This window comes from Parabacteroides sp. CAG:2 (genome assembly GCF_000436315.1).
Lineage (GTDB): Bacteria > Bacteroidota > Bacteroidia > Bacteroidales > Tannerellaceae > Parabacteroides > Parabacteroides distasonis.
On sequence record NZ_FR885274.1, the window covers coordinates 20,250 to 42,949 of the forward strand.

A 22,700-nucleotide genomic window follows, 5' to 3' on the forward strand; every position below is an offset into this window, starting at 1 on the left:
TATCCTAACTTCGCGGCGACTTTAACAAAAAAAATGTGTTATGGAACCAATGCATAAGATAAACAAGGTAGAGCTCCGGAGCTTGCAGCTTGAGGACTATACGCAGTTGTCGCAATCTTTCAAGAGGGTATACGCCGACAAGGATGTTTTCTGGACCCGCAAGCAGATCGAGACGTTGATACGGATATTTCCCGAGGGACAGGTCGTGACGCTGGTGGATGACCGGATCGTAGGATGCGCCCTCTCCATCATCGTGGATTATGACATGGTGAAAGGGGATCATACCTACGCCAAGGTAACGGGTAACGAGACGTTCAACACGCATAACCCGAACGGGAATATATTATATGGTATAGAGGTGTTCATCCATCCGGACTACCGGGGCCTCCGGCTGGCCCGCCGTATGTACGAGTACCGGAAGGAGCTGTGCGAGAAGTTGAACCTGAAGGCGATCATGTTCGGCGGACGTATCCCGAACTATTATAAATACGCCGATCATATGCGTCCGAAGGAATACATCGAGAAGGTGCGCTCACGCCAGATCTACGACCCGGTGCTCACCTTCCAGCTCTCCAACGATTTCCACGTGCGGAAAGTGATGATGAACTACTTGCCGAACGACGAGGAGTCGAAGCATTGCGCTACCCTGCTGCAATGGGATAATATCTATTACCAGCCGCCTACGACGGATTACGTGGATAAGAAGACAACCGTGCGTGTCGGTCTGGTACAATGGCAGATGCGGCCTTATAAGACACTGGACGACGTGTTCGAGCAGGTGGAGTTCTTCGTCGACGCCGTATCCGATTACAAGAGCGACTTCGTCCTTTTCCCCGAGTATTTCAACGCTCCGCTGATGGCTAAGTTCAACCATCTGGGGGAGGCGCAGAGTATCCGTGGGCTGGCCCAGTACACCGAGGAGATCCGTGAGCGATTCGTGAACCTCGCCATCAGTTACAATATCAATATCATCACCGGTAGCATGCCTTTGCTGAAGGAGGACGGGGCGCTGTATAACGTGGGATACCTGATCCGTCGTGACGGCTCCTACGAGATGTACGAGAAGGTACATGTCACCCCGGACGAGCAGAAGAGCTGGGGACTCTCGGGCGGGAAGATGGTGAAGACGTTTGATACGGATTGCGCCCGGATCGGCGTGCTGATCTGCTATGACGTGGAATTCCCGGAGCTTTCCCGTATCATGGCCGACCAAGGGATGCAGATCCTCTTCGTGCCTTTCCTTACGGATACGCAGAACGGTTACTCTCGGGTTCGTGTATGTGCCCAAGCCCGGGCGATCGAGAACGAGTGCTTCGTGGTGATAGCGGGCAGCGTGGGCAACCTGCCTCGTGTGCATAATATGGATATACAGTACGCCCAGTCGGGTGTGTTCACGCCTTGCGATTTCGCTTTCCCGACCGATGGCAAGCGTGCGGAGGCAACCCCGAATACGGAGATGATCCTTGTATCGGACGTGGACCTTGATTTGCTCAACGAGTTGCATACGTATGGTAGCGTGCGTAACCTTCGGGACCGTCGCCACGACTTGTATGAGTTGAGGGTAAAAAAACAGTAGTGTTTGCGGTTGAACACAATAGTATTCATGGCTGAACCCAGTAGTGTTCGCTATTAAACACAATTATATTCGCCGGAAGAATGCAGTAGGGGCGGGATCTGTCCGCCCTCCCGTGCCGTGTATGCGTGGGAGGGCGGACGAATCCCGCCCCTGCGGTTTATATATCGGGGGGAGGATCGCTCGCTTCCCCCCTTCGGAAATGATCTTAATGACTTAGCATCTCAGCCGTGATCGGCGTGAATTTCTCGGCATCCGATTTACGGAGTTGTACGCTACCGTCGTTCCAGTTGGAAGGCCAACCTCCGATGATGTGTCCGAGGAATACCAGCTTGATCTCGTGCAAGCCCTTTGCCAAGGCCGCGGAGGTGTCATGACGGGAGAAGCGTTTTACCTCGCCACCGTTATTGACCATCAACTTGCCGTCGATCCATACCTCCTCTAAATCGGAAGAGATGTAATAAACGCCATCCTCCGGGATATTCACGTAGCCGGTAGCGATAGCGGCGTATTGCTTCACGCCTCGCATGGATTCGGGGGCGGGCACTTGGTTGGTCAGTTCACGGGTCGTCTTGATGACCTGTTTCTTACCGGTCTTCTGAGCGGCCTCCAGATTATTTACGCTTAGGTACATGCCATCGAATACCTCCATGTCGAGGCCCGGGGTCGTCTTGGCTACCTCCTTGGCGGGAGCCAGCGTTTGTTTCTCCACGAGGATCGTGCGAGGCTTACCCATCTTGCCGGAAGGCAACACGGAAGCGATCTTCACGGTCGTAGTCTCGGTGATGTCGAAAGGAGCCGTATATACGGTAGATTCCGGGGTAGGCTCGGTGCCATCCAGCGTGTAGACCATCTTCATCGGACGGTTCGTGGTGAATGTCATGGTAGCCTTGTCCGTGAAAGCCACGAAGTTGCAAGAACCGTTCGGTTGCTCGGGCTGCGGGATGTAGTAGTTGATACCATGCCCGTCTAGGCGAACCTGAGCGTTGTCCAGACGGCGTTCGAAGTCCTTGTAATCCTTCCGGTCCAGCGGGCTCCAAGCGATCTCGGAGAGGGCTAGGATACGAGGATAGATACGGTACTCCATGATGTCCGTGTTATAAAGGTACTCACTCCATACGTTGCATTGCACGCCCTTGATGAAATGTCCTTTACCGGCCGCTGCCAGCGTGTCGGGGACGGGGTTGTATTTATAGACCCGCTCCGCCGTGGTGAATCCTCCGATAGATACCGGGTTGATCTTGTAGTCGCCTTGGAACTGGTCGATATACATACCCTCGCTTCCCGGGGTCATGATCACGTCGTGGTTCATACTAGCGGCGGCGATACCGCCTTCCTCACCTCGCCAAGACATTACCGTGGCCGATGGAGCCAGACCTCCCTCAAGGATCTCGTCCCATCCGATCATCTTCTTGCCGTGCTTGTTTACGACCTTCTCCATGCGTTGTACGAAATAGCTCTGCAATTTCTCCTCGGCCGTATGCTCCTTGTCGCCTTTCAAGCCTTCCTTACGGATACGGGCCTGACAAAGCGGGCATTTCTCCCAGCTCGTCTTCGGGCACTCATCGCCTCCGATATGGAAATACTCGCCCGGGAATAGGGGAGCTACCTCGGCGATCACGTCCTCGAAGAACTGGAAGGGTTCTTCCTTGCCGGCGCATAATACGATGTCTTCCACGCCCCAGATGATACGGGGAGTACCCTGCTTACCCTCGCAAGACAGCTCCGGATAGGCGGCGATAGCGGCCATCTCGTGTCCCGGAAGCTCTATCTCGGGAACGATCGTGATGAAACGATCCGCCGCATATTTAACGATATCCTTCACCTCCTCTTGGGTATAGAAGCCTCCGTACTCGGTACCCTCGCCATCGATGCGCTTAGAGCCGATCTCGGTCAGTTTCGGATACTTCTTGATCTCGATACGCCATCCTTGGTCGTCGGTCAGGTGCCAATGCATGCGGTTGATCTTGAACAAGGCCAATACATCCAGCTGCTTCTTGATATTCTCTACCGGGATGAAATGGCGGCAGGGGTCTAGCATGATACCACGGTAACCGAAACGAGGCTCGTCCTTGATAGATACGGCCGGAGCGGTCCATGCGATACCTTTCACGGCGGAAGGACTCTCGATCTCGGCGGGTAGCAATTGCAAGAACGATTGCATACCGTAGAAAAGACCTTGAGGGGTCTTGGCCTTGATACGGACGCCGCTGTCGGCTACGTCTAACGTGTATCCCTCGTCGTTTACGTCCAGAGAGCCGTCGATAACCAACGAGATACCGTCGGAGGTCTCTTTGTCGGCGGTAGCTATCTGGTAGCCTGTCGCCGTGTTCATTTTAGCTGCGAAGAACTCGGCTACGGTTTTCGCCTCCGGGGTGGAAGCGTAGATCTTCGTGTTTTTGTTTAGCTTGAAGTTTCCCTCGTTCTGCGTAAGGCTGACCGGTGTCGGGATGATGTTGATACCTTGGTTGTAAGCTTTCGCTTTACCGGGAGCATCATCACACGAGGCCATCAGGCCCAAGACAGCGCCGGCGCAGATTGTAGCAAGGAGCTTTTTCATAGAATTAAAAATTGAAAGTTGAAAATTGAATATTGTTTAGATGTTTTTGAGAGTTTAAAAAGAGAATTGAGAGTTGAAGATAAGATGCCGTTTGGCATCCTTTTCAATTCTCAATTCTCAATTTCCTATTTACCACGCGAAGATAGGATATTCCTTCATGATACCGTTCACCTTCTCACGAACGGCGCCGATAGTCTTATCGCATTCGGGAGCGGCCAATACGGTGTCGATCAGTTCCACGATCTCGCCCATAAGCGGCTCTTTAGCGCCACGGGTCGTGATAGCGGGCGTACCCACACGGATACCGGAGGTCTGGAAGGCCGAGCGGCTGTCGAACGGAACCATGTTCTTGTTCACCGTGATGTCGGCGGCTACCAAGGCTTTCTCGGCCACCTTACCGGTCAGGTCGGGGAACTTCGTGCGCAGGTCGATCAGCATGCTGTGGTTGTCCGTACCGCCGGAGATGATCTTGTACCCTTTGTCCGTGAAGGCCTTGGCCATAGCGGCGGCGTTCGCTTTCACCTGTGCTTGGTACGTCTTGTATTCCGGCTCCAAAGCCTCTCCGAAGGCTACGGCCTTGGCCGCGATCACATGCTCCAGCGGACCGCCTTGGATACCCGGGAATACGGCGGAGTCCAACAACTGAGACATCTTCTTGATCTCGCCTTTCGGTGTCTTCTTGCCCCAAGGATTCTCGAAATCCTTACCCAGCAGGATGATACCGCCACGAGGACCCCGCAGGGTCTTATGCGTCGTAGACGTTACGATGTGAGCGTACTCCAGCGGGTTGTTCAGCAAACCGGCGGCGATCAGGCCTGCCGGGTGAGCCATATCGATCATCAATAAGGCGCCTACCTTGTCGGCTATCTCACGCATACGTTTGTAATCCCAGTCACGGGAATAAGCGGAACCACCGCCAACGATCAATTTCGGTTTCTCACGAAGGGCTACTTCCTCCATTTGGTCGTAGTCCACCCGTCCGGTATCTTCCTTTACATTATATTCGGTAGCGTGATAGAGAACGCCGGAGCTATTTACTGGTGAACCGTGGGACAGGTGTCCGCCATGCGACAGGTTCAACCCGAGGAACGTGTCGCCCGGATTCAATACGGCGAAAAATACGGCTGCGTTGGCCTGCGCCCCGGAGTGAGGCTGCACGTTGGCCCATTCGGCGTTGAATAGCTTTTTCAACCGTTCGATAGCGATCGTCTCACTTTGGTCTACTACCTCGCAACCCCCATAATAACGCTTGCCGGGATATCCCTCGGCGTATTTGTTGGTCAGACAGCTTCCCATGGCCTGCATGACCTGGTCGCTGACAAAGTTCTCGGAAGCGATCAACTCAATGCCTTTCAATTGGCGTTGGTGCTCCTTCTCGATAATGTCAAAAATGATGTTGTCTCTTTTCATTACCTCTTAAATTGGTTATTGCAATGATATGTTCCTCATTGAAAAGGAATCCTCGCGAATGTACTATATTATTTTAATACTATTTAAAAGATTCCGTTTAATTATTACAGATGCGCCGGAAACGGCTCCGCTTACCACTTGGTGAGGGTTACGTTTCTGAACTCAACCTCCTTACCCTCGCTCTGTAGCCCGATATGGCCTTCCTTCACCTTGTTGGTTCCGGTGTTCTGGTATACGCCGTTGATGTAAACGGTGATGACGCCGTCTTTCACGAAGATGTTCGCCTCGTTCCACTCTCCGGCGGGCTTCTCGCTGGACGGGTTCACGTTCTTTACGACAGGGAAGAAGGGACGTTCCTCTCCCGGGCGTTGCTGGTACTCGACAAGGTCGGAGCCTCCCAGCAGTACGAACAATCCGGCCCTCCCGGCTTGCAGATTACACTCGATCCCGTTCGGGAAGGGGTTCTTTAGGTCTGCGATATGCAGGAAGATGCCGCTGTTTGCGTTGGAATCCCCATTCGGCCAACGCCATTCCACGTGCAATTTATAGTCGCTGTATTTCTCCTTGGTGTACATATAGCCGAAAGGCTGGCCGGTGATGAAGATCTTACCGTCGCGTACGGAATAGACCTGATCGGCGGGGACGGAGTTTTTGTCGACTACGAAATTCCAGTTAGACAGGTCTTTCCCGTTGAACAGTTTCTCGGTCTTCTGTGCGTTCGCCCCATTGGAGAAACAGAAGAGGGAGGCGGCTAATACAGCCAAAGATAGCATTCTTTTTTTCATGGCATTAAACTCTATTTAATAGTATGATTAATCAACGATTAGTTTGCGATAGCGTACCCGTTTCGGCTCGGCGTCGCCCAATGTCTTACGTTTGTATTCCTCGTACTCGGAATAGGTCCCTTCGTAGAAGACCACGTTGGAATCGCCCTCGAACGACAGGATATGCGTACAGATACGGTCCAAGAACCAACGGTCGTGAGAGACGACGACGGCGCAACCGGCGAAGTTCTCCAGACCCTCCTCCAAGGCACGTAGCGTGTTCACGTCGATATCGTTGGTCGGCTCGTCGAGCAGCAATACGTTCGCGTCCGCTTTCAGCGTCAGCGCCAGATGCAGGCGGTTACGCTCTCCTCCGGAGAGTACGCCGCATAGCTTCTCTTGATCCGCTCCCGCGAAATTGAATTTAGACAGGTAAGCGCGTGCGTTCACCTCCTTGCCGCCCATACGGATAAATTCCTGTCCGCCGGATACGACTTGGTAAACGGTCTTTTTCGGGTCTATATCCTTATGGGTCTGGTCGGCGTAACCTACTTGTACGGTCTCGCCCACCTCGAAGGTCCCCTTGTCGATGCTTTCCATGCCCATGATCATCTTAAATAAGGTAGTCTTACCTGCACCGTTCGGCCCGATGACTCCCACGATACCATTCGGGGGAAGCATGAAGTTCAAATCATCGAACAGCAATTTATCGCCGAACGCCTTCGCCACGTGCTGTGCCTCGATCACCTTATTGCCCAAGCGAGGGCCGTTCGGGATGAAGATCTCCAGCTTAGCCTCACGCTCCTTCTGGTCCTCGTTCAAGAGGGCCTCGTACGAGTTCAGACGTGCCTTACCCTTGGCGTGACGGGCCTTCGGCGCCATATTGATCCATTCCAGCTCACGCTCCAAGGTCTTACGGCGTTTGCTGACTTGCTTCTCTTCTTGAGCCATACGCTTCGTCTTCTGGTCTAGCCAAGAGGAGTAATTACCCTTCCAAGGGATACCCTCGCCACGATCCAGCTCAAGGATCCATCCGGCCACGTGGTCTAGGAAGTAACGGTCGTGCGTGATGCAGATAACGGTACCGGCATATTGTTGCAGATGTTGCTCCAGCCAGTCGATCGACTCGGCGTCCAAGTGGTTGGTCGGCTCATCCAACAGCAATACGTCCGGCTGCTGGAGCAGCAATCGGCAAAGGGCCACCCGGCGACGCTCGCCTCCGGACAACGTATCCACCACCTGATCCTCCGGCGGACAACGCAAAGCGTCCATGGCACGTTCCAGACGGCTGTCGAGGTTCCATGCGTCCGTAGCGTCGATCTTGTCCTGCAACTCCGCCTGACGGTTGATCAAGGCATCCATCTTATCCGGATCTTCCAGCACCTCCGGATCGCCGAATCGCTCGTTCACCTCCTCATATTCCTTCAAGGTGTCCACGATCTCCTGCACGCCTTCCTGCACGATCTCCTTCACGGTCTTGCCCGGCTCCAACTTAGGGTCCTGCTCCAGATACCCTACGGAATACCCGGGGGAGAAGACCACCTCTCCCTGATAATCCTTATCGATACCGGCGATAATCTTCAGCAACGTAGATTTACCGGAACCATTCAATCCGATGATTCCGATCTTCGCCCCATAGAAAAAGGACAGATATATATTCTTTAAAACCTGTTTTTGAGGCGGAAAGATCTTGTTCACGCCTACCATCGAGAAAATAATCTTCTTATCGTCTGCCATATAATTTTTTGTGTGTTAATTGGTTCCTTAACTTAAAATAATGGTGTACAAATCTACGTAAATATCTTTTATTTTACAAATGAACAAAGATCATAGGTATCAGATATCTACCGATTGCCAAGTTTGGCGTGTGGAGATTACTCGGTTCAATTCTCTTGTGAAAGAAGCCGGTAGATATGCTATTCCTCGGAAGTTGAGTTTTAGCGTTATCATAAATGAAGGGTAGGAGAGGTTGTGCGGCGTTGTGGTTAGGACTGTGCGATCATGTGGCTTTAGGTTGTGTGATCCTAACGATTTAGGATTGTGGTTCGTCTTCGTCTCGTGAAGATATGTAACCGGTTTATGCATGATGTAATACGTGATGTAAAGTGCTTATATCTTGTTTCTTGCGTTTGCTCCCCATGAAAAAACTAAAATTTACCCCTCTTGAAATTTGTATAATAAAATAAAACCCCCTATCTTTGCACTCGCATTACAAAAGTAACGCACAGGATGATTCGCTAGCTCAGCTGGTAGAGCACAACACTTTTAATGTTGGGGTCCTGGGTTCGAGCCCCAGGCGGATCACATAAGAACAAAGCCAAACGGCGACAAAAAAGAGACAAGTCCTACAATATCAACGTATTGTAGGACTTTTTTTATTGTTTCAGTCTTGCTTAAAAGACAAAAAAGGGGCACGAAAAGACACGGTTGAGTATCCAAATCGTACCCCCTTCCCCAAAAAACGATTAGGGGGTACGATTGTCGGAAATCACTATCCATGCAGAAGGTTTCAATCTCTGTATTGATTTTAGATATTATCATCTGAAACCTGTTTTACTGTGATTTTTTTATTAATGGTGGTTAAATTCAGTTGTTTACTTGAATACCTTTCTTTCATTTAAGAATAGCAAAGCAATACAAAAGTCATTCTGTAAAAGTAATTCAAAGTCCAAAACAGATACAGACACGATTTTTGTATATTTGCAGGATACAGATAACACCTGACAAGTATGAAAAAAGAAATCCTATATCAAGAAATAGCGAGAACTATTGCCTGTCAAATTAAGAAAGGCGTGTGGAAAGCTGGTGAGAAACTACCTTCTTTACGCACTATTAGCAATGAAAATGGTGTAAGTCTTAATACTGCAATTCAGGCATATTATGAATTGGAAAAAGACGGATTTATAATATCACGCCCAAAATCAGGGTATATTGTCAATTACAAACCCATACGCCTATCTGTTCCAGCGACAACACAACCGTCTGTAAAGCCTGAGAGCAAAGAGGTGATAGATTTGATTGCTGACGTATACAGCTCGTTAGAAATAGGAGATAAATCGATCACTCGATTTTCATTAGGAATGCCCGAAGATACTTTATTACCAATTGCAAAACTTAATAAAGAACTTATAAGAGCTATGCAGGCACTTCCGGGTAATGGAACCCGGTATGATGAAACACAGGGAAATATGCGATTACGTAAATCTATAGCTCGTTTTACGTATAGTTGGAAGGGAAACTTGACAGAAGATGATATAGTGACAACTGCTGGAGTTACTAATGCGGTTGCTTTAGCTTTATCTGTAATTACTAAGGTAGGAGATACTATTGCGGTTGAAAGTCCGGTCTATTTTGGAATGTTACAATTAGCCAATAGTATGGGGTTACGTATATTGGAATTACCTACCAATCCAGTAACAGGGATTGATCCAGATGCGCTGAAAAAAGTTTTACCACAAATTAAAGCTTGCCTGCTTATAAGCAACTTTAATAACCCATTGGGAAGTTGTATGCCTGATGAACATAAAAGGGTAGTTGTTGATATGCTGGCCGGATATGATATACCTTTGATCGAGGATGATTTATATGGTGATTTATTTTTTGGTAATTCACGTCCTAAGCCCTGCAAGGCTTTTGACAAGAAGGGGCTTGTTTTATGGTGTGGTGCGGTATCTAAAACATTAGCGCCGGGGTATCGGGTAGGATGGATTGCTCCCGGCAAATTTAAACATGCTATTATTCGCCAAAAGAATATTCACCTTATTTCTACGCCTGCGCTTAATCAAGAAGCGGTTGCCAATTTCATGGAGAATGACAGATACGAAAACCATTTACGTAAACTGCGACAAGAATTATACGCAAACAGTATTCATTTTGCCCATTCCATCATGGATTACTTCCCCGAGAATACAAAAATTGTTACTCCACAGGGAGGGTTTATGCTTTGGGTGGAATTAGACAAACAGATTGATACAACAGAACTTTATTATCGGGCTATGCAGCGAAAAATAAGCATAGCCCCCGGACGTATGTTTACATTACAAGAGCAATATACCAATTGTATGCGTTTAAGCTATGGACAACGATGGACTCCACTTCTTGAAGAACGCTTAAAACAATTGGGGGATATAATTAAAAATCACTTTAACTGATGTATGTATTCTTTTAGTACTTCCCCTATTACTTGAAGTCCTTTCATGATTCTATCTTCTGGCATATTAGAGTAATTTATTCTAAAAGTATTTTCTTTGTGCTCAACAGGATAAAATGAACTGCCGGGTACAAAGGCTATTTTCTGTTCAATGCATTTTTGCAGGATGTCATGCGCTGAAATATTTTCGGGTAATTCAATCCAAGTAAATAACCCGCCTTGAGGATGAGTATATTTTATGTCATTAGGAAAATAGCGTTCAATACATTCTAAAGCTATATCTCTGCGTTTTCTGTAGACTTCTACTATTTTGCTAATATGCTCATCAATATCATATCGTTTTAGATATTCGGCAATAGTCATTTGAGCTATTGTGTTACACTGCAAATCAGTGCCCTGCTTAACTAACACATACTTGCGGATAATATCTTTATCACCTGCAATCCACCCAATCCGAAAGCCCGGACAAAAGATTTTAGAAAAACTACCAGTACATAAGATATTACCTACCTTATCAAAAGACTTTATAGAGGGTAAAGACTCTCCTTCAAACCTTAATTCTCCATAAGGGTTATCTTCAATAACAGGAATATCATATAAAGCAGATAGTTCAGCCAGTTTTTTTCGTCTTTCCAAACTCCATGTTTTTCCAGTGGGATTTTGAAAGGTTGGTATTACATATATTAGTTTTATATTTTGAGTATTATTCAGTACCTCTTCCAAAGTAGCCATATCCATGCCTTCTTCATCTGTTGGAATTTCAATGAAGCTACTCCCATATGATTTGAATGCGCTAATTGCTGCTAAATAGGTGGGGCTTTCACACAATACGATATCACCATCGTCCAGAAATACTTTTCCGGATAAATCTAATCCTTGTTGCGAACCGTGAGTTATAAGAATATTATCCTTATCAAACGATGTCCCTAAGCGTTCATTCATTCGTTTGGCAATCCATTCACGTAAAGGATAATACCCTTCAGTAGTCGTATATTGAAGAGCTTTTGCTCCTGCTTCTTGCAAAACGACCTGATTCATTTTGTTAATTTCATCTATGGGGAATAGCTCAGGGGCAGGTAGTCCACCAGCAAATGAAATAACATCTTCCCGTTCTGTAACTTTGAGTATTTCTCTTATTTCCGAAGCCTTTATATAAGACATTCTCTTGGCAAATTTCAACTTCATAATCATTAAATATATTTGAAAACTAAAATAATGCAAAGTAAAGCATAATAGATAAATGAGAACAGATACAATTTGCACAATATCAGCGGGTACAGATTTTCGGAACCAAGTATTATCCCGATTGTATCGCCTACCGAAAGAATCAAACGGACAGTTATCAATAGAAAGACAGGACTGATACTTGCGTCGACAGTTATTCTAGCCGAACCTCAATTAACCAAGCGTGAGAAAGAAATACTAATATTAATTCGGCAAGGTTTTCTGAGCAAAGAGATCGCTTATAAGCTAAATCTTAGTATTTATACGGTAAATAATCACCGAAAGAATATATTGGCAAAGCTAAATGTAGATAATGCGATCGAAGCTATCAATAAGGCGGAAAATTTCGGTATTCTCTATTGATTACGATATCCAATCCAAACCACTAGCTAATATTGATATGATTGCGGTTATATTTCATCCTCTGGGGCTGAATCCATTTGTGCGATGCGCTATGAGTGAATTATACAATCATTTTTCTGCGGAAAAAGTAGTGCGGGTATCGTATGTAAAGAATACCCGCACTTTCTATTTATTTTGAAAAACGTAATTTTATAGTTCAAGATTCACTTCATTCATATTGATTTCAAGAGAGCGCCGCTATACCTGTTCCTATCAAGTTTGCGTTATTCATATTGTTGATATGGATTTCGACATCCGCTAATGCGGATTCATTAAGGAGTTCTTGTAATTTCTCCAGAACAAGAATGTTATAGTTTTTATCTTTTCTATTCTCGCTCCAAAATAGACTGCCTTCGGCTACTAGACAGATTTTTTGTATATCTTTATTATATGATCTCAGTAACTGAATAAGGCCCAGTAGCGATGCGGCGACTAATTGTGCTGATCTGTTGTAGATCCAATGAGCTACATCTACATATACGTCCTTGTGAATATCCGGATAGTTCATGATAGCGGTCAATTTTTGGGCATCGAATTTATTCTCAAACTCATCCAAAGGGAAAGTTGCTTTCAATATATCGCCTAGATACATACCCGAAACCGCTTTCTCAAACCGCTGTTTTCCAAGGCTGCCTGAAATGGCGTCAACCGTATCATCGACTGTCGTGAGGAATGGAGGATGGAAGTTACCCGACTCTAGGTTGACAGGGACTAAGCCTTGTATATTATAGCTCGGATCTAATTTCTTTATTTTATCCGCCGGAATGAAAGTGGCCATGTTGGTGCCTGTTCCTACGATCAGACCGATATAGGCGTCATAGCTATTGTCGGTTAGGCCGGCAAACAAGCTGGCGATAGTATCGTTTAATACTTTAATACCTGTAAATTTGATTTTACAATGTTCGTTTAGGTAGTCGAGAAGTGGTTTGCCTACTAATTGCCCTACCATTTCTTTAATGTCGACTCCTTTTGTCCAACGTAACAATTTGGCGTCTCCACTGAGTACGGATTCTGCTGGATAAGAAAAACAATAGCCGATTGGCATTTCCTCATCCCGTTTTATCCCGACAATCATATCGGCTAATTCTTTAAATAGCTCCTCACGAGTATATCCCGGTGATTTCATGATCGACATGTCTTTTTTCCACCCATTGTTGGGATGGATGGTTGGTGATCCTTGTCCAAGATCGACGGTCGCTACTCTATAGTTGGTTCCTCCTAAATCGAGAACCAATGCTTTTCCATTAATATCAGAGGTTTTGGGAGAGATAAAAGTCGGTATGCATTGTATCTCCGCATTTTCATGTTTTAATCCCTCTTCAACCTTTTCCCGAAATGAACTGGCTATCTCTTTGAGTTGGTCATTTTCTAACCAGAAAATATTTTTCTCCATAAGATTGATTTTTTGATTTTGAAATATCCTTGTTAGTGAATAACAATTTAGAAAGGGATTTGACTATCCTTATTGGTTGATTAAGTTAAGGGGATAAATTTCGGATACTGTAAAATTTGTTGTGTTAAATTTAAATTTTGTATAAACAAAAGGGTGACGATGTCTGTTTAAAACACCAAACAGATGATTTTATTTATTAATCTAAATTAAGATATATGATACCGAAAGTGGAGATAGAAGCAGGCAAGGCGGATTTAATCCGTGAGATTTTAGGCGTTAATGATTTGCAGGACATTAACTTACTTGATGAGTACCGTGATATATTTATAAAATCACAAAAGTCTGCGTATGAGAATGAATCTGTTAATGATATTAATTGCACGGATTGAATTTTGCGAGAAGAATGTCTTATATACAGGGCATAGGATGAGAATATGTTATTCAATATTCTGTTTACTAGCATATTACAGTTTCTTTGTATTTCTTTCTTAGGAAACTACAGTTTCCCGCTAGGATAGAAACTGCAGTTTCTTCTAGGGGAAACCGGAGTGTCTTTTAGGCTCGGTTTGTGTAAACAATAAGGAAAATCTACTACTTATCATTTACGGTCTTCCCATATTCCTCATCACTTACCGGCTCAAGCCAAGTGTTTTTATTGGTTTGGGGATTACATTCTACGGCGATATGCGAAAACCAACTGTCCGGTGAGGCGCCGTGCCAATGCTCTATGTTTGGTGCGATTTCGACAACATCCCCGGGTAGTAAACGACGGGCGCTTTTACCTCGTTCTTGATAATAACCCACACCACCTACGGCGATGAGTATTTGTCCTCCTGTATGCGTGTGCCAGTTGTTTCGGCAGTTAGGTTCAAACGTTACGTTAAACATTGGTACGTTTAAATCCTTATTGCTTGTTAATGGCGCTAGCCAAGACTTCCCCGAGAAATATTGTTCAAACCCGGTGTTTTCATTTCCTGTAGGGAATTCACTAATTTTTGGAATTTCAGTTTTCATTTCTTGTGCGTTTATATTGCCAATAGAGATTAATGTGATCAACATGGCAATGGTTATTTTCTTTATATTCATATTTGTTTTCTTGATTTTATCCATATCACAAAATTATTTAAGATATTCCATTACTTTTGTATACCAATTACTGATAAGTGTAACAGAATTACTGATTTTACAATCTATAGAATCTTGAAGTTGATGGCTTTTAAACAAATATAGGGGAAATCTCAAATTGGCGAGATTGGACAATTGTCAGTCTGTTGGGATTATGTATTTTTGTCATCATAAGAATCTATAGGATGAAGCCTGATACGGAAAACATATATCAACGGAAAATCAATCAAGTAATTGATTATATCAATGCGAATTTGCATCTCCCTTTACGACTGGATATAATAGCCGGGCAAGTAAACGTGTCCGAGCGGCAGCTACTACGTATTATGAAAGGAGCCTTGAATGAGTCATTATATGCTTATGTGGCGAGGCAACGTGTAGAGCGAGCGGTTCTATATATGCATACGGAAGATATGAGTCTGGCAGATCTAGCGAGTCGGGTAGGCTATGATAACCCCCAATCTTTCTCGAAAGCGTTCAAGAAACAATTCAGCGTATCTCCGAAAGCTTATATGGATAAGTTGCGAGCACGTCTGAGAGAAGAGACCGAGAAGTGGAGTAATCCACACGATCTTGAAGTTGAGGTTTGTGAGGTAGATGATTTAGATTTGGTTTATATCCGGATTTTTGGAAAATATGGTGAGGCCGAACCCTATGAGGAGGCATGGAATCTGTTGATCGGATTCTTAAAAGAGAATCAAGCGTTATCAGAGGACACCCGCTTTATTGGTCTAAGTTTTGATGACCCGAACGTCACTCATCCGGACCAATGTCGTTTTTATGCTTGCGCTTCGGTCGGGAAGGAGATTATTCCATCAGGGATGTTCGGTACGATTCGTTTGCAGAAAGGAAAATATGCGGTTTATACCTTAAAAGGTAGTTATGCGGGATTACAAGAACTATATAATACTATAAATATAGATTTCAATTATACCAAACGGCATGGAATGGCGTTTGAGGAATATGTGAGTTATTCGGAAGAGGATGACGATACGCAAGTGACAAAGATTTATATACCAATAAAATAAATTAGTATGGAAACAAAATTTTGCCAAAGCTGCGGTATGCCGCTGCAAAAGAATGAGGAGTTTGGAACGAACCATGACGGAAGCAAGAATGAGGAATATTGTTGCTATTGTTATAAGGACGGGGCCTTCACGATGGACTGTACGATGGATCAGATGATCGATCATTGTGCCCAGTTTGTCGATGAGTTCAATAAAGATGCGGACTTTCATTATACGAAAGAGGAGGCCGTAGCGAATATGAAATTATTTTTCCCTACATTGAAGCGCTGGGCGGTACAATAAGCCTCTATAAAAAGCGTCTATCTGCGCTTCGGCTTGCTGGATTAGTTTCACTGGAATGCGGGGCTTCTTCTCGAAAAAGTCCATTTCTATTTGAATGGTGTTTTTTTTAATGGAGCGGCTCCAATTACCTATTATCTTTCCGTTATACAAGATAACCGGGTAGAAGGTGCCGAATCGGTTGAACGCTTTTGGATGATGTTCTAGCGGCAATACGTCCGTGCGGTTTTTGTAACTGATCAAGTATTCATCGAAGGCGGGGAGGAGACGCAGTACAGGTTCGCTCTCATTTTTTCCTTTCCATGATTGGTGGATGAAATATTCACGGGAATCGAACGTCTCGGTCATTAACTCCGCCTTGATCAGATTGATAGCGAGCCTACACTCGGTAGCGGTTAGCCCGGACCACCAAACAAAATCCTGTAACTGGGCAGGGGAGTGGCTTTGAAAATATCTGGATGCCAATCTCGCCAGAGCCTCTTCCCTGCAAAGTTCACGAGTAGGAGGGACACGTTCGTCCAATAAGGCGTAAGTCGTTTTCTTTCCTTTATCGATCCCGCTACAGACGATGCCTTCCACCTCACCCCATGTAAGGAAAAGGTTTACGTGATCTATGGTGGGCAAAATCCCGGATTTTTGCAATTCCGCCGTTACTTCTTGTTTGGTCAGGCTTTTGTATCCTTCCAGTATCTTTCCGATCTGATCTAGGCATCTTGTGAACAGCGTTTTTTCTATCTTCCCGAAATGTCCCTTGGCGTACGACATAACGGCAGCCTTGATACGCTCGGAAGATAGCATAAGCATCCAACGGATATCCTCGGCGGCCACGAAATGCCAAGTAGGACGCATCACATGGGTACGTAGAATATCACCTTTGTACAAAGCCTCATTTACCGTTTCAAGGGAAGAGGATCTCAAGCGAATACCGATCGCCCATTTGGCCATCTCATACTCCTGCGCCTGGATAGCGCCCATCCAAGAGACCAACTCTTTCGGGGACTCGAATCGGGGTTGTTCCAATTGTTGGCTAGCTACTCGTATATGTGTTATCATAATATATGAATATAAACGCAAATGTACGAAATAAAGCGTTAAACATCCCATAATCTTGAAGATATACTCATTCTTTTTGTACCTTCACGCTAGAAACAATTAGTGAAATTTATGACGATAGCGTATTTAAATGTGGCTACGGACCGGCAACACTTGGATATTCAAAGGGAAGAGATCTCTTCTTTTGCCGCGGCCAAAGATATCCATGTGGATAAATGGGTCATGGAAGTATCCGGAGAGAAAGCGAAACAGCCGGGACCAAAGTTAAAACTTGTTCTCGAACGCTTGAAGAAAGGGGATGCCTTGATCGTATCGGATATTACCCGTTTGTGTCTTACCTTATATGAGTTGATGGGGATACTTACCGTTTGCATGGAGAAGGACGTGACGGTCTATTGTATAAACGACCGTTATATATTCGATGACCGGATGGATCGTCAATTGATGATTAATGTCTTCAAGCAAGTAGACGAGATTGATCACAGTCTGGTTTCCATACGTACAAAAGACGCCTTGGAACAGGTGAAAAGTACGGGAAAGCGGTTGGGACGTCCTAAAGGCTCGGAATCCAAGTTGTTCTTCTTAGACGCCCATAAGGGGGAGATCATGAACATGTTGGAGCGGGGAGAATCGGTAGGATCGATTTGCGAGCATTTCAACGTCTCTAAGAATACTTTTTATAAGTATAGGAAGAAATTCTTCAGATCGTAAGGATTGGTTTTAATACCAATCCTTTCGTTTCATATATAGCCAAGTCAATACTCCGGTAACTATCATGACGGCCCAAGCTATGAAATAACCGTAACGCCAATCCAATTCCGGCATTATCTTGAAGTTCATACCCCATACGCCCACCAAGAATGTCAAAGGGATGAAAAGGGTGGAGACAATCGTCAGCCGTTTCATGATGGCGTTCATCCTAAGATCGTTATTGGATATATAAAGATCGACAAGGGAAGAGGTGATTTCCCGGCAGCTTTCCGTTGTTTGGATAACGAATTGGAGTTGGTCTTGCAGGTCATTATAGATCGGCAGGATATCCGGGGTGATAATCCCGTTCTCTGTTCGTAATAGTTTTGAGAATTGATCTTTCAGCGGTAGGCTATTCTTACGGATAATCATGTACTCATGGCGGTGTTGTTGGATTAGGGAACCCATATTACCCTGATCGTTCTTAGGATCGAGCAAGGTCTCTTCTATATCCTCTAGTATCTCTTCTACCTTTGAGGCGGATTCTACTAGATTCGCTATGATGGTGTTTAGAAGGAAAGCGAGCAGCAATCCACTGCCTTTTTTCCGGATGTTCAGCATGTTGGATAGTAGCGCTTTATGAGCGGACTCGAATACGGGGTTGTTGCTTTCTGTAAAAGTGATAACCGTATTGTTCGCTACCAGTATGCTGATGTGCTCAGATCGCATCTCGTTATTGACATCGTAATAGCAGGAGTTTAATACGATAAGCATTCGTCCTTTGTATTCCTCTACCTTGACCACGTGTTGGGGAGTCAAGATATCCTTAGCGTCCAGATTATGCAGTCCGAAATCTTTTACGATACGGGTAATGGCATCCGCGTTGGTCAATCCGCTAACCTCGAACCAATTGATCTGATCCGGGTCGGATAGTTTGCTGAAAGAGGTGTCGGTTATCCGCACCTCTTTCGTATGCAAAGATTGTTCGTTGTATTGCGTGAGACGGATGCCGGTTGCTGTCTCATGTTCGCCGGCGTAATAATACTTGTCCGATAAATGCCGGTTGGATATATGTCTTCTCCTGTGTGTATATTCATTCCGTCTCATAATAAGGATCTCTTTTTAATCGAATTCAACAACGGTGATGCCGGCGCCTCCGAACTGCACATGCTCGTCTTGAAAACGACGGACACCGGGAACCGTGCGCAGATAATCCCGGATTAGCTGACGTAAGATACCCGTACCGGTTCCATGCAAGATGCGAACCTTGCCTGCCCCGACTTGAATGGCGTCGTCGATAAAATAGGTCACGCTTTGCAATGCCTCATCGCCCCTCATTCCTCTCACATCGATTTCTTGCTTAAAGTTTATCTTCTTCTCATGCATATTGTCAGTGGTCTGGGAGCTGACGAACGTGCTTTTCTGGATTTCCCGTTTGATCTGGCCTTTGCTTACCTTTTCCAACTGCTCCAGCTTAACCGTGCTTTTGATCATCCCGAATGCTACTACGGCCTGCTTTCCTTGTAGTTCCATAACGGTTCCGGCGGAAACCTGCCCTTTAAGGCGTACATTGTCGCCGACCTCTATCACCTCTTTATTAAATATCGGCTGGGCCGTCACTTTTTGTTTCTGTTTCTTCCGTTCGTTCCGTTCCTTGAGCTTCGCCATCTTGCGTGCGATCTTATCGTCTTCTTCTTCGGTCGCCATTACGGAGTTCTTGAACTCTTCCAAGGCTTTGCGGGCCAGTTTGGTCTGTTCTTTTTCCGCTTGGGCCTCCTTGATCTCACGGACGGTATTCTCGATCTTGGCGTTAGCCTCCGCTAGAATACGTTGGGCCTCGGCCTTTGCCTCCCGGATGATCTCTTTCCGTTGCTTGTTTACGGCTTCCAAGTCTTGTTCATAACGAGAAGTGACATCTTCCAGTTTTTTCTCCTGCTGACGGATATTCTGCCGTTTGCTTTCCCAGTACCGTTTATCGCGTACGATATCTTGCAAGTATTTGTCCATATTGATATAATCCGCTCCGACGTTCGCGGAAGCGTCGGCTATTACGTCCTCGGGCAGACCGATCTTGCGTGCGATCTCTACGGCGAATGAGCTACCCGGATTTCCGATAGAAAGCTTGAACAAGGGCTGCATCAAATGGCGGTCGTACAACATGGCACCGTTTACGATACCCTCCGTATCCTCGGCGAAATGCTTCAAATTCTGGTAGTGGGTCGTGATTACCCCAAAGCTATGATTCCGGTTGAAGCGATCCAATAAAGCCTCGGCGATAGCGCCGCCAATCTGGGGCTCCGTACCGCTACCGAACTCATCGATTAGGATAATGGTCCGCTCGTTACAATTCTTCACGAAATACTTCATGTTGGTAAGGTGGGAACTGTAGGTACTCAAATCGTTCTCGATGCTTTGCTCATCGCCTATATCGATGAATATATGCTCGAAGATCCCGGTTCTTGATCGCTCATGCAAAGGAATCAATAAACCACATTGCAACATGTATTGAAGTAATCCGACCGTTTTCAGGCAAACGGATTTACCACCGGCGTTCGGACCGGATATGATCAAGATCCGTTTTCCCTCGGTCAGCTCGATATCGAGGGGAACTACCTGCTTGCCCTGTTTCTGTAAAGACAGGAATAAGAGCGGATGCACGGCACGTACCCAATCCATTTGTCGCTTATCCTCCACGATCGGCTTGATCGCCTTGACTTGCTCTGCGAATAACGCTTTCGCACGAATGAAGTCAATGTCGGCAAGAAACTCGTAAGATTGTAGGATATCCGGAGCTAAAGGACGGATCACGTTCGTGAATTCCGTCAGTATCTTAATGATTTCCCGGCGTTCTTCCCCTTCCAGTTCCCGGATGCGGTTATTCGCTTCCACGACCACCTCCGGCTCTATAAAGACCGTCTTGCCACTGGCGGACTCATCATGTACGATACCTTTTATCTTTCGTTTGAAGGCCGGGGCTACCGGGATCATCAAACGACCGTCGCGCATGGTCGGTGCCACGTCCTTATCGACAACCCCGTCCGATTGCGCCGCACGGAGGATGGATTGCAGGCTGCGGGATATACCGCTCATCGTGATCGTCATCTCCCTGCGGATTTGCGATAGGGTGGAGGAAGCACTGTCCTTGACCTTGCCGAATTTATCGAGGATGCTATCGATCTTTCCAATCAATTGGGGGAAGACAAAGATATCTCCCGCCAATTCAGTCAAGGCCGGATACTTGATTTCCTCATCGTCCATGGGCTTGAAGAAGCGTACGATGTCATTGATCGTTTGCAAGGAACGTTTGAGGTCGAACAACTCCCGTTCATCCAGCCAAGTACCTTCCGGCCGAATCCGTTTCAAGGAATAGCGCACGTCGAAGAAATAACTGGCGGGGAATTCCGTGTCTCCGTGTAGGATACGGATAAACTCATCGGTTTGTTCCAATCGCTTGGATACGACCTCGAAATCGGCGGAGAATCCCATCTCCGCTACCCGCTCTTCCCCGAGCGGGCTTAAACATTTTTCTGTGATTAAGTGACGGATCTTATCAAAGCCCGTCTTTTGTTCAAAATTTTGTGGATATATCACGTGTTTGTAAAATCTTTATTTGATCTCTACCGTCACTTCAGAGCGAATGGTAGGACGGATAATTACTTCTAATTTTGTCTTGCCACGCTTTATATTAAATGTACAGGCGTTGTTGCCGGACGGATTAATATAAGGGGCGAAATAGTATAAATAAGAGAACGCCGGCAAGTAATCGGAGCTTTGCGACGCATCCGCTATTTGGGGATATTTGAATACGTCCCAAAACATGCAATATTTGAAACCGTTCGCGTCCGTAAACATCGTCTTCGGATCACGATATTGCATCGTGTTCGTGATAAAGCGTTTGTAGGCGGATGAGAACTCCTCTGCCGAATGATCCATCTTATGGCGGCCGATCTTTTCTATAATGTCACGGGGACGGATGCCTGCCGCATAAGCGGGAGAGTTACGATCTACGTCAACCACTTGATCCAATTTATCGATATCGTAGCTGATCCCCGTATAATTATAGGTCTTCTTGCTCACCTTGAACGGTACGTTACGTCCGTATTTCGTGTATGGGTATTGCATACACATCAACGGGACATGCACCCGGGCGTATTCGTCTAAACGATAAGAGTTTTCCAGCAACTCGTTCGCCTCACATTCCCAGAGTACACGTCCGGGGATATCTTTTTGATCGATGATACGGATACCGAATTGCAACAGATATTCGGCTTCCGCTTCGGCGGCGGCGTAATTCAAGAACGGGAATTTCTCCATCTTACTGTGCGAGAAGTTGTACCGGTAAGTCGGTTCTTTTTCTACCAATACTTTATTCGCTCCCAGATAGTTCGGGTTCTTATCGAAAAAATAGAAAGTCTGTATCAATAAATCCGGCTTCGCGATATCAACCGTAAGTCCTTTTTTGGTCAACTCGTTCTCGATGCATTCGTTGATGACCGTTTCCAGTTTACGGTTATTCTCGTCGATGGTCGAGAAGGCGAATGTCTTGAAGTTACCGAAATCTACGCCGTCGGATGTGACGGTAGTCTTGAACGGGCATACGAATTCTTGCTCATTGGTTGTCTCCAAGCTATACATCGCATAGGCGGACGCCAGCTGGTCTTCCGTGATGGCGTTACTTTTCTTGCAGTCCTTCTTTACCAATACTTGTTTAGAAGGAGAGGAAAGGTTGCTGATGGTCAATAGGACATCGTTTCTTCCGGCGGGATTCAGCAGTTGAGGGATCTCATCGACAGATATTTCCGTCACAGGTACACCGTTGATCTCCTCGATCACGTCGTATTTCTTAATACCTGCTTGCTCGGCGGATGAATAAGGGATGACGCTTTTAATGACCGGCTTGTTGTTTCCCCAGTTCTTGCTCTGGCTGATATCGTATGTGAAGCCTAGTCGGCAGATGGATGTATTCCTGTTTTGGGCGGAAACCGTACAGACCGCCAATACTAATAGTAACGTTGATAAAATCACACTTCTCATCATATTCTGGAATTT

The 22,700-nt window shown here is 46.0% G+C and carries 17 protein-coding genes, 1 tRNA gene and 1 pseudogene; 8 read left to right on the plus strand and 11 right to left on the minus strand.

Annotated elements, in window-relative coordinates; translation table 11 throughout:
• Positions 1-40 precede the first annotated feature (40 nt).
• Positions 41-1,576, plus strand: coding sequence for a carbon-nitrogen hydrolase family protein (locus QVP94_RS05010; protein ID WP_022192108.1), 1,536 nt, complete (start codon positions 41-43; stop codon positions 1,574-1,576).
• A 205-nt stretch (positions 1,577-1,781) separates the two neighbouring features.
• On the opposite strand, the gene QVP94_RS05015 is transcribed toward QVP94_RS05010, so the two are convergent.
• The 4 genes from QVP94_RS05015 to ettA form a co-directional block, all read right to left on the minus strand.
• Complete coding sequence (locus tag QVP94_RS05015) at positions 1,782-4,133, minus strand: family 20 glycosylhydrolase (protein WP_005856584.1); 2,352 nt, start codon at positions 4,131-4,133, stop codon at positions 1,782-1,784.
• A 129-nt stretch (positions 4,134-4,262) separates the two neighbouring features.
• Entirely contained in the window at positions 4,263-5,543 is a 1,281-nt protein-coding gene (gene glyA / locus QVP94_RS05020; protein WP_005856586.1) for a serine hydroxymethyltransferase, read from the minus strand.
• 131 nt (positions 5,544-5,674) lie between these two features.
• The gene (locus tag QVP94_RS05025; RefSeq protein WP_005868394.1) at positions 5,675-6,328 is read right to left on the minus strand and encodes a 3-keto-disaccharide hydrolase; all 654 of its coding nucleotides are present in this window, start codon (positions 6,326-6,328) and stop codon (positions 5,675-5,677) included.
• A gap of 27 nt (positions 6,329-6,355) precedes the next feature.
• Complete coding sequence (gene ettA, locus QVP94_RS05030; RefSeq protein WP_005856590.1) at positions 6,356-8,044, minus strand: energy-dependent translational throttle protein EttA; 1,689 nt, start codon at positions 8,042-8,044, stop codon at positions 6,356-6,358.
• A gap of 494 nt (positions 8,045-8,538) precedes the next feature.
• Between ettA and QVP94_RS05035 the strand changes: the two genes are divergently transcribed.
• Positions 8,539-8,611: transfer RNA gene (locus QVP94_RS05035), tRNA-Lys, on the plus strand.
• Positions 8,612-9,036: 425 nt separating this feature from the next.
• On the plus strand, positions 9,037-10,458 hold the full coding sequence (locus tag QVP94_RS05040) for an aminotransferase-like domain-containing protein (RefSeq protein WP_022192109.1): 1,422 nt from the start codon (positions 9,037-9,039) through the stop codon (positions 10,456-10,458).
• Here the strand turns inward: QVP94_RS05040 and QVP94_RS05045 are convergent.
• Entirely contained in the window at positions 10,446-11,642 is a 1,197-nt protein-coding gene (locus tag QVP94_RS05045; RefSeq protein ID WP_022192110.1) for an aminotransferase-like domain-containing protein, read from the minus strand. The genes QVP94_RS05040 and QVP94_RS05045 overlap by 13 nt on opposite strands.
• A gap of 117 nt (positions 11,643-11,759) precedes the next feature.
• Between QVP94_RS05045 and QVP94_RS05050 the strand changes: the two are divergent.
• Positions 11,760-12,044: pseudogene (locus QVP94_RS05050) on the plus strand (response regulator transcription factor); the annotation flags it as partial.
• Positions 12,045-12,267: 223 nt separating this feature from the next.
• Here QVP94_RS05050 and QVP94_RS05055 read toward each other — a convergent pair.
• Positions 12,268-13,476, minus strand: coding sequence for a hexokinase family protein (locus QVP94_RS05055; protein ID WP_005862069.1), 1,209 nt, complete (start codon positions 13,474-13,476; stop codon positions 12,268-12,270).
• A 215-nt stretch (positions 13,477-13,691) separates the two neighbouring features.
• Between QVP94_RS05055 and QVP94_RS05060 the strand changes: the two genes are divergently transcribed.
• Positions 13,692-13,865: a hypothetical protein gene (locus tag QVP94_RS05060; RefSeq protein WP_005856636.1), complete on the plus strand. Its 174-nt coding sequence runs from the start codon at positions 13,692-13,694 to the stop codon at positions 13,863-13,865.
• Between the two features lie 202 nt (positions 13,866-14,067).
• On the opposite strand, the gene QVP94_RS05065 is transcribed toward QVP94_RS05060, so the two are convergent.
• The gene (locus QVP94_RS05065) at positions 14,068-14,586 is read right to left on the minus strand and encodes a cupin domain-containing protein (protein ID WP_022192111.1); all 519 of its coding nucleotides are present in this window, start codon (positions 14,584-14,586) and stop codon (positions 14,068-14,070) included.
• Between the two features lie 200 nt (positions 14,587-14,786).
• On the opposite strand from QVP94_RS05065, the gene QVP94_RS05070 reads away from it, so the two are divergent.
• Complete coding sequence (locus tag QVP94_RS05070) at positions 14,787-15,629, plus strand: AraC family transcriptional regulator (RefSeq protein ID WP_008772069.1); 843 nt, start codon at positions 14,787-14,789, stop codon at positions 15,627-15,629.
• Positions 15,630-15,635: 6 nt separating this feature from the next.
• The gene (locus QVP94_RS05075; RefSeq protein WP_005862075.1) at positions 15,636-15,911 is read left to right on the plus strand and encodes a zinc ribbon domain-containing protein; all 276 of its coding nucleotides are present in this window, start codon (positions 15,636-15,638) and stop codon (positions 15,909-15,911) included.
• Here QVP94_RS05075 and QVP94_RS05080 read toward each other — a convergent pair.
• Positions 15,873-16,961: a winged helix DNA-binding domain-containing protein gene (locus QVP94_RS05080; protein ID WP_009017512.1), complete on the minus strand. Its 1,089-nt coding sequence runs from the start codon at positions 16,959-16,961 to the stop codon at positions 15,873-15,875. The genes QVP94_RS05075 and QVP94_RS05080 overlap by 39 nt on opposite strands.
• 111 nt (positions 16,962-17,072) lie before the next feature.
• On the opposite strand from QVP94_RS05080, the gene QVP94_RS05085 reads away from it, so the two are divergent.
• Positions 17,073-17,672 carry a recombinase family protein gene (locus tag QVP94_RS05085; protein WP_005856646.1) on the plus strand — a complete coding sequence of 200 codons (600 nt, stop codon included), beginning with the start codon at positions 17,073-17,075 and terminating at the stop codon, positions 17,670-17,672.
• A gap of 9 nt (positions 17,673-17,681) precedes the next feature.
• Here QVP94_RS05085 and corA read toward each other — a convergent pair whose 3' ends face one another.
• From corA to QVP94_RS05100, 3 genes are read right to left on the minus strand one after another with little or no spacing between them, the layout of a single operon-like run.
• Positions 17,682-18,758 carry a magnesium/cobalt transporter CorA gene (corA, locus tag QVP94_RS05090; RefSeq protein ID WP_009017510.1) on the minus strand — a complete coding sequence of 359 codons (1,077 nt, stop codon included), beginning with the start codon at positions 18,756-18,758 and terminating at the stop codon, positions 17,682-17,684.
• A gap of 15 nt (positions 18,759-18,773) precedes the next feature.
• The gene (locus QVP94_RS05095) at positions 18,774-21,242 is read right to left on the minus strand and encodes an endonuclease MutS2 (RefSeq protein ID WP_022192113.1); all 2,469 of its coding nucleotides are present in this window, start codon (positions 21,240-21,242) and stop codon (positions 18,774-18,776) included.
• Positions 21,243-21,257: 15 nt separating this feature from the next.
• Entirely contained in the window at positions 21,258-22,688 is a 1,431-nt protein-coding gene (locus QVP94_RS05100) for a DUF4136 domain-containing protein (RefSeq protein ID WP_022192114.1), read from the minus strand.
• Positions 22,689-22,700 lie beyond the last annotated feature (12 nt).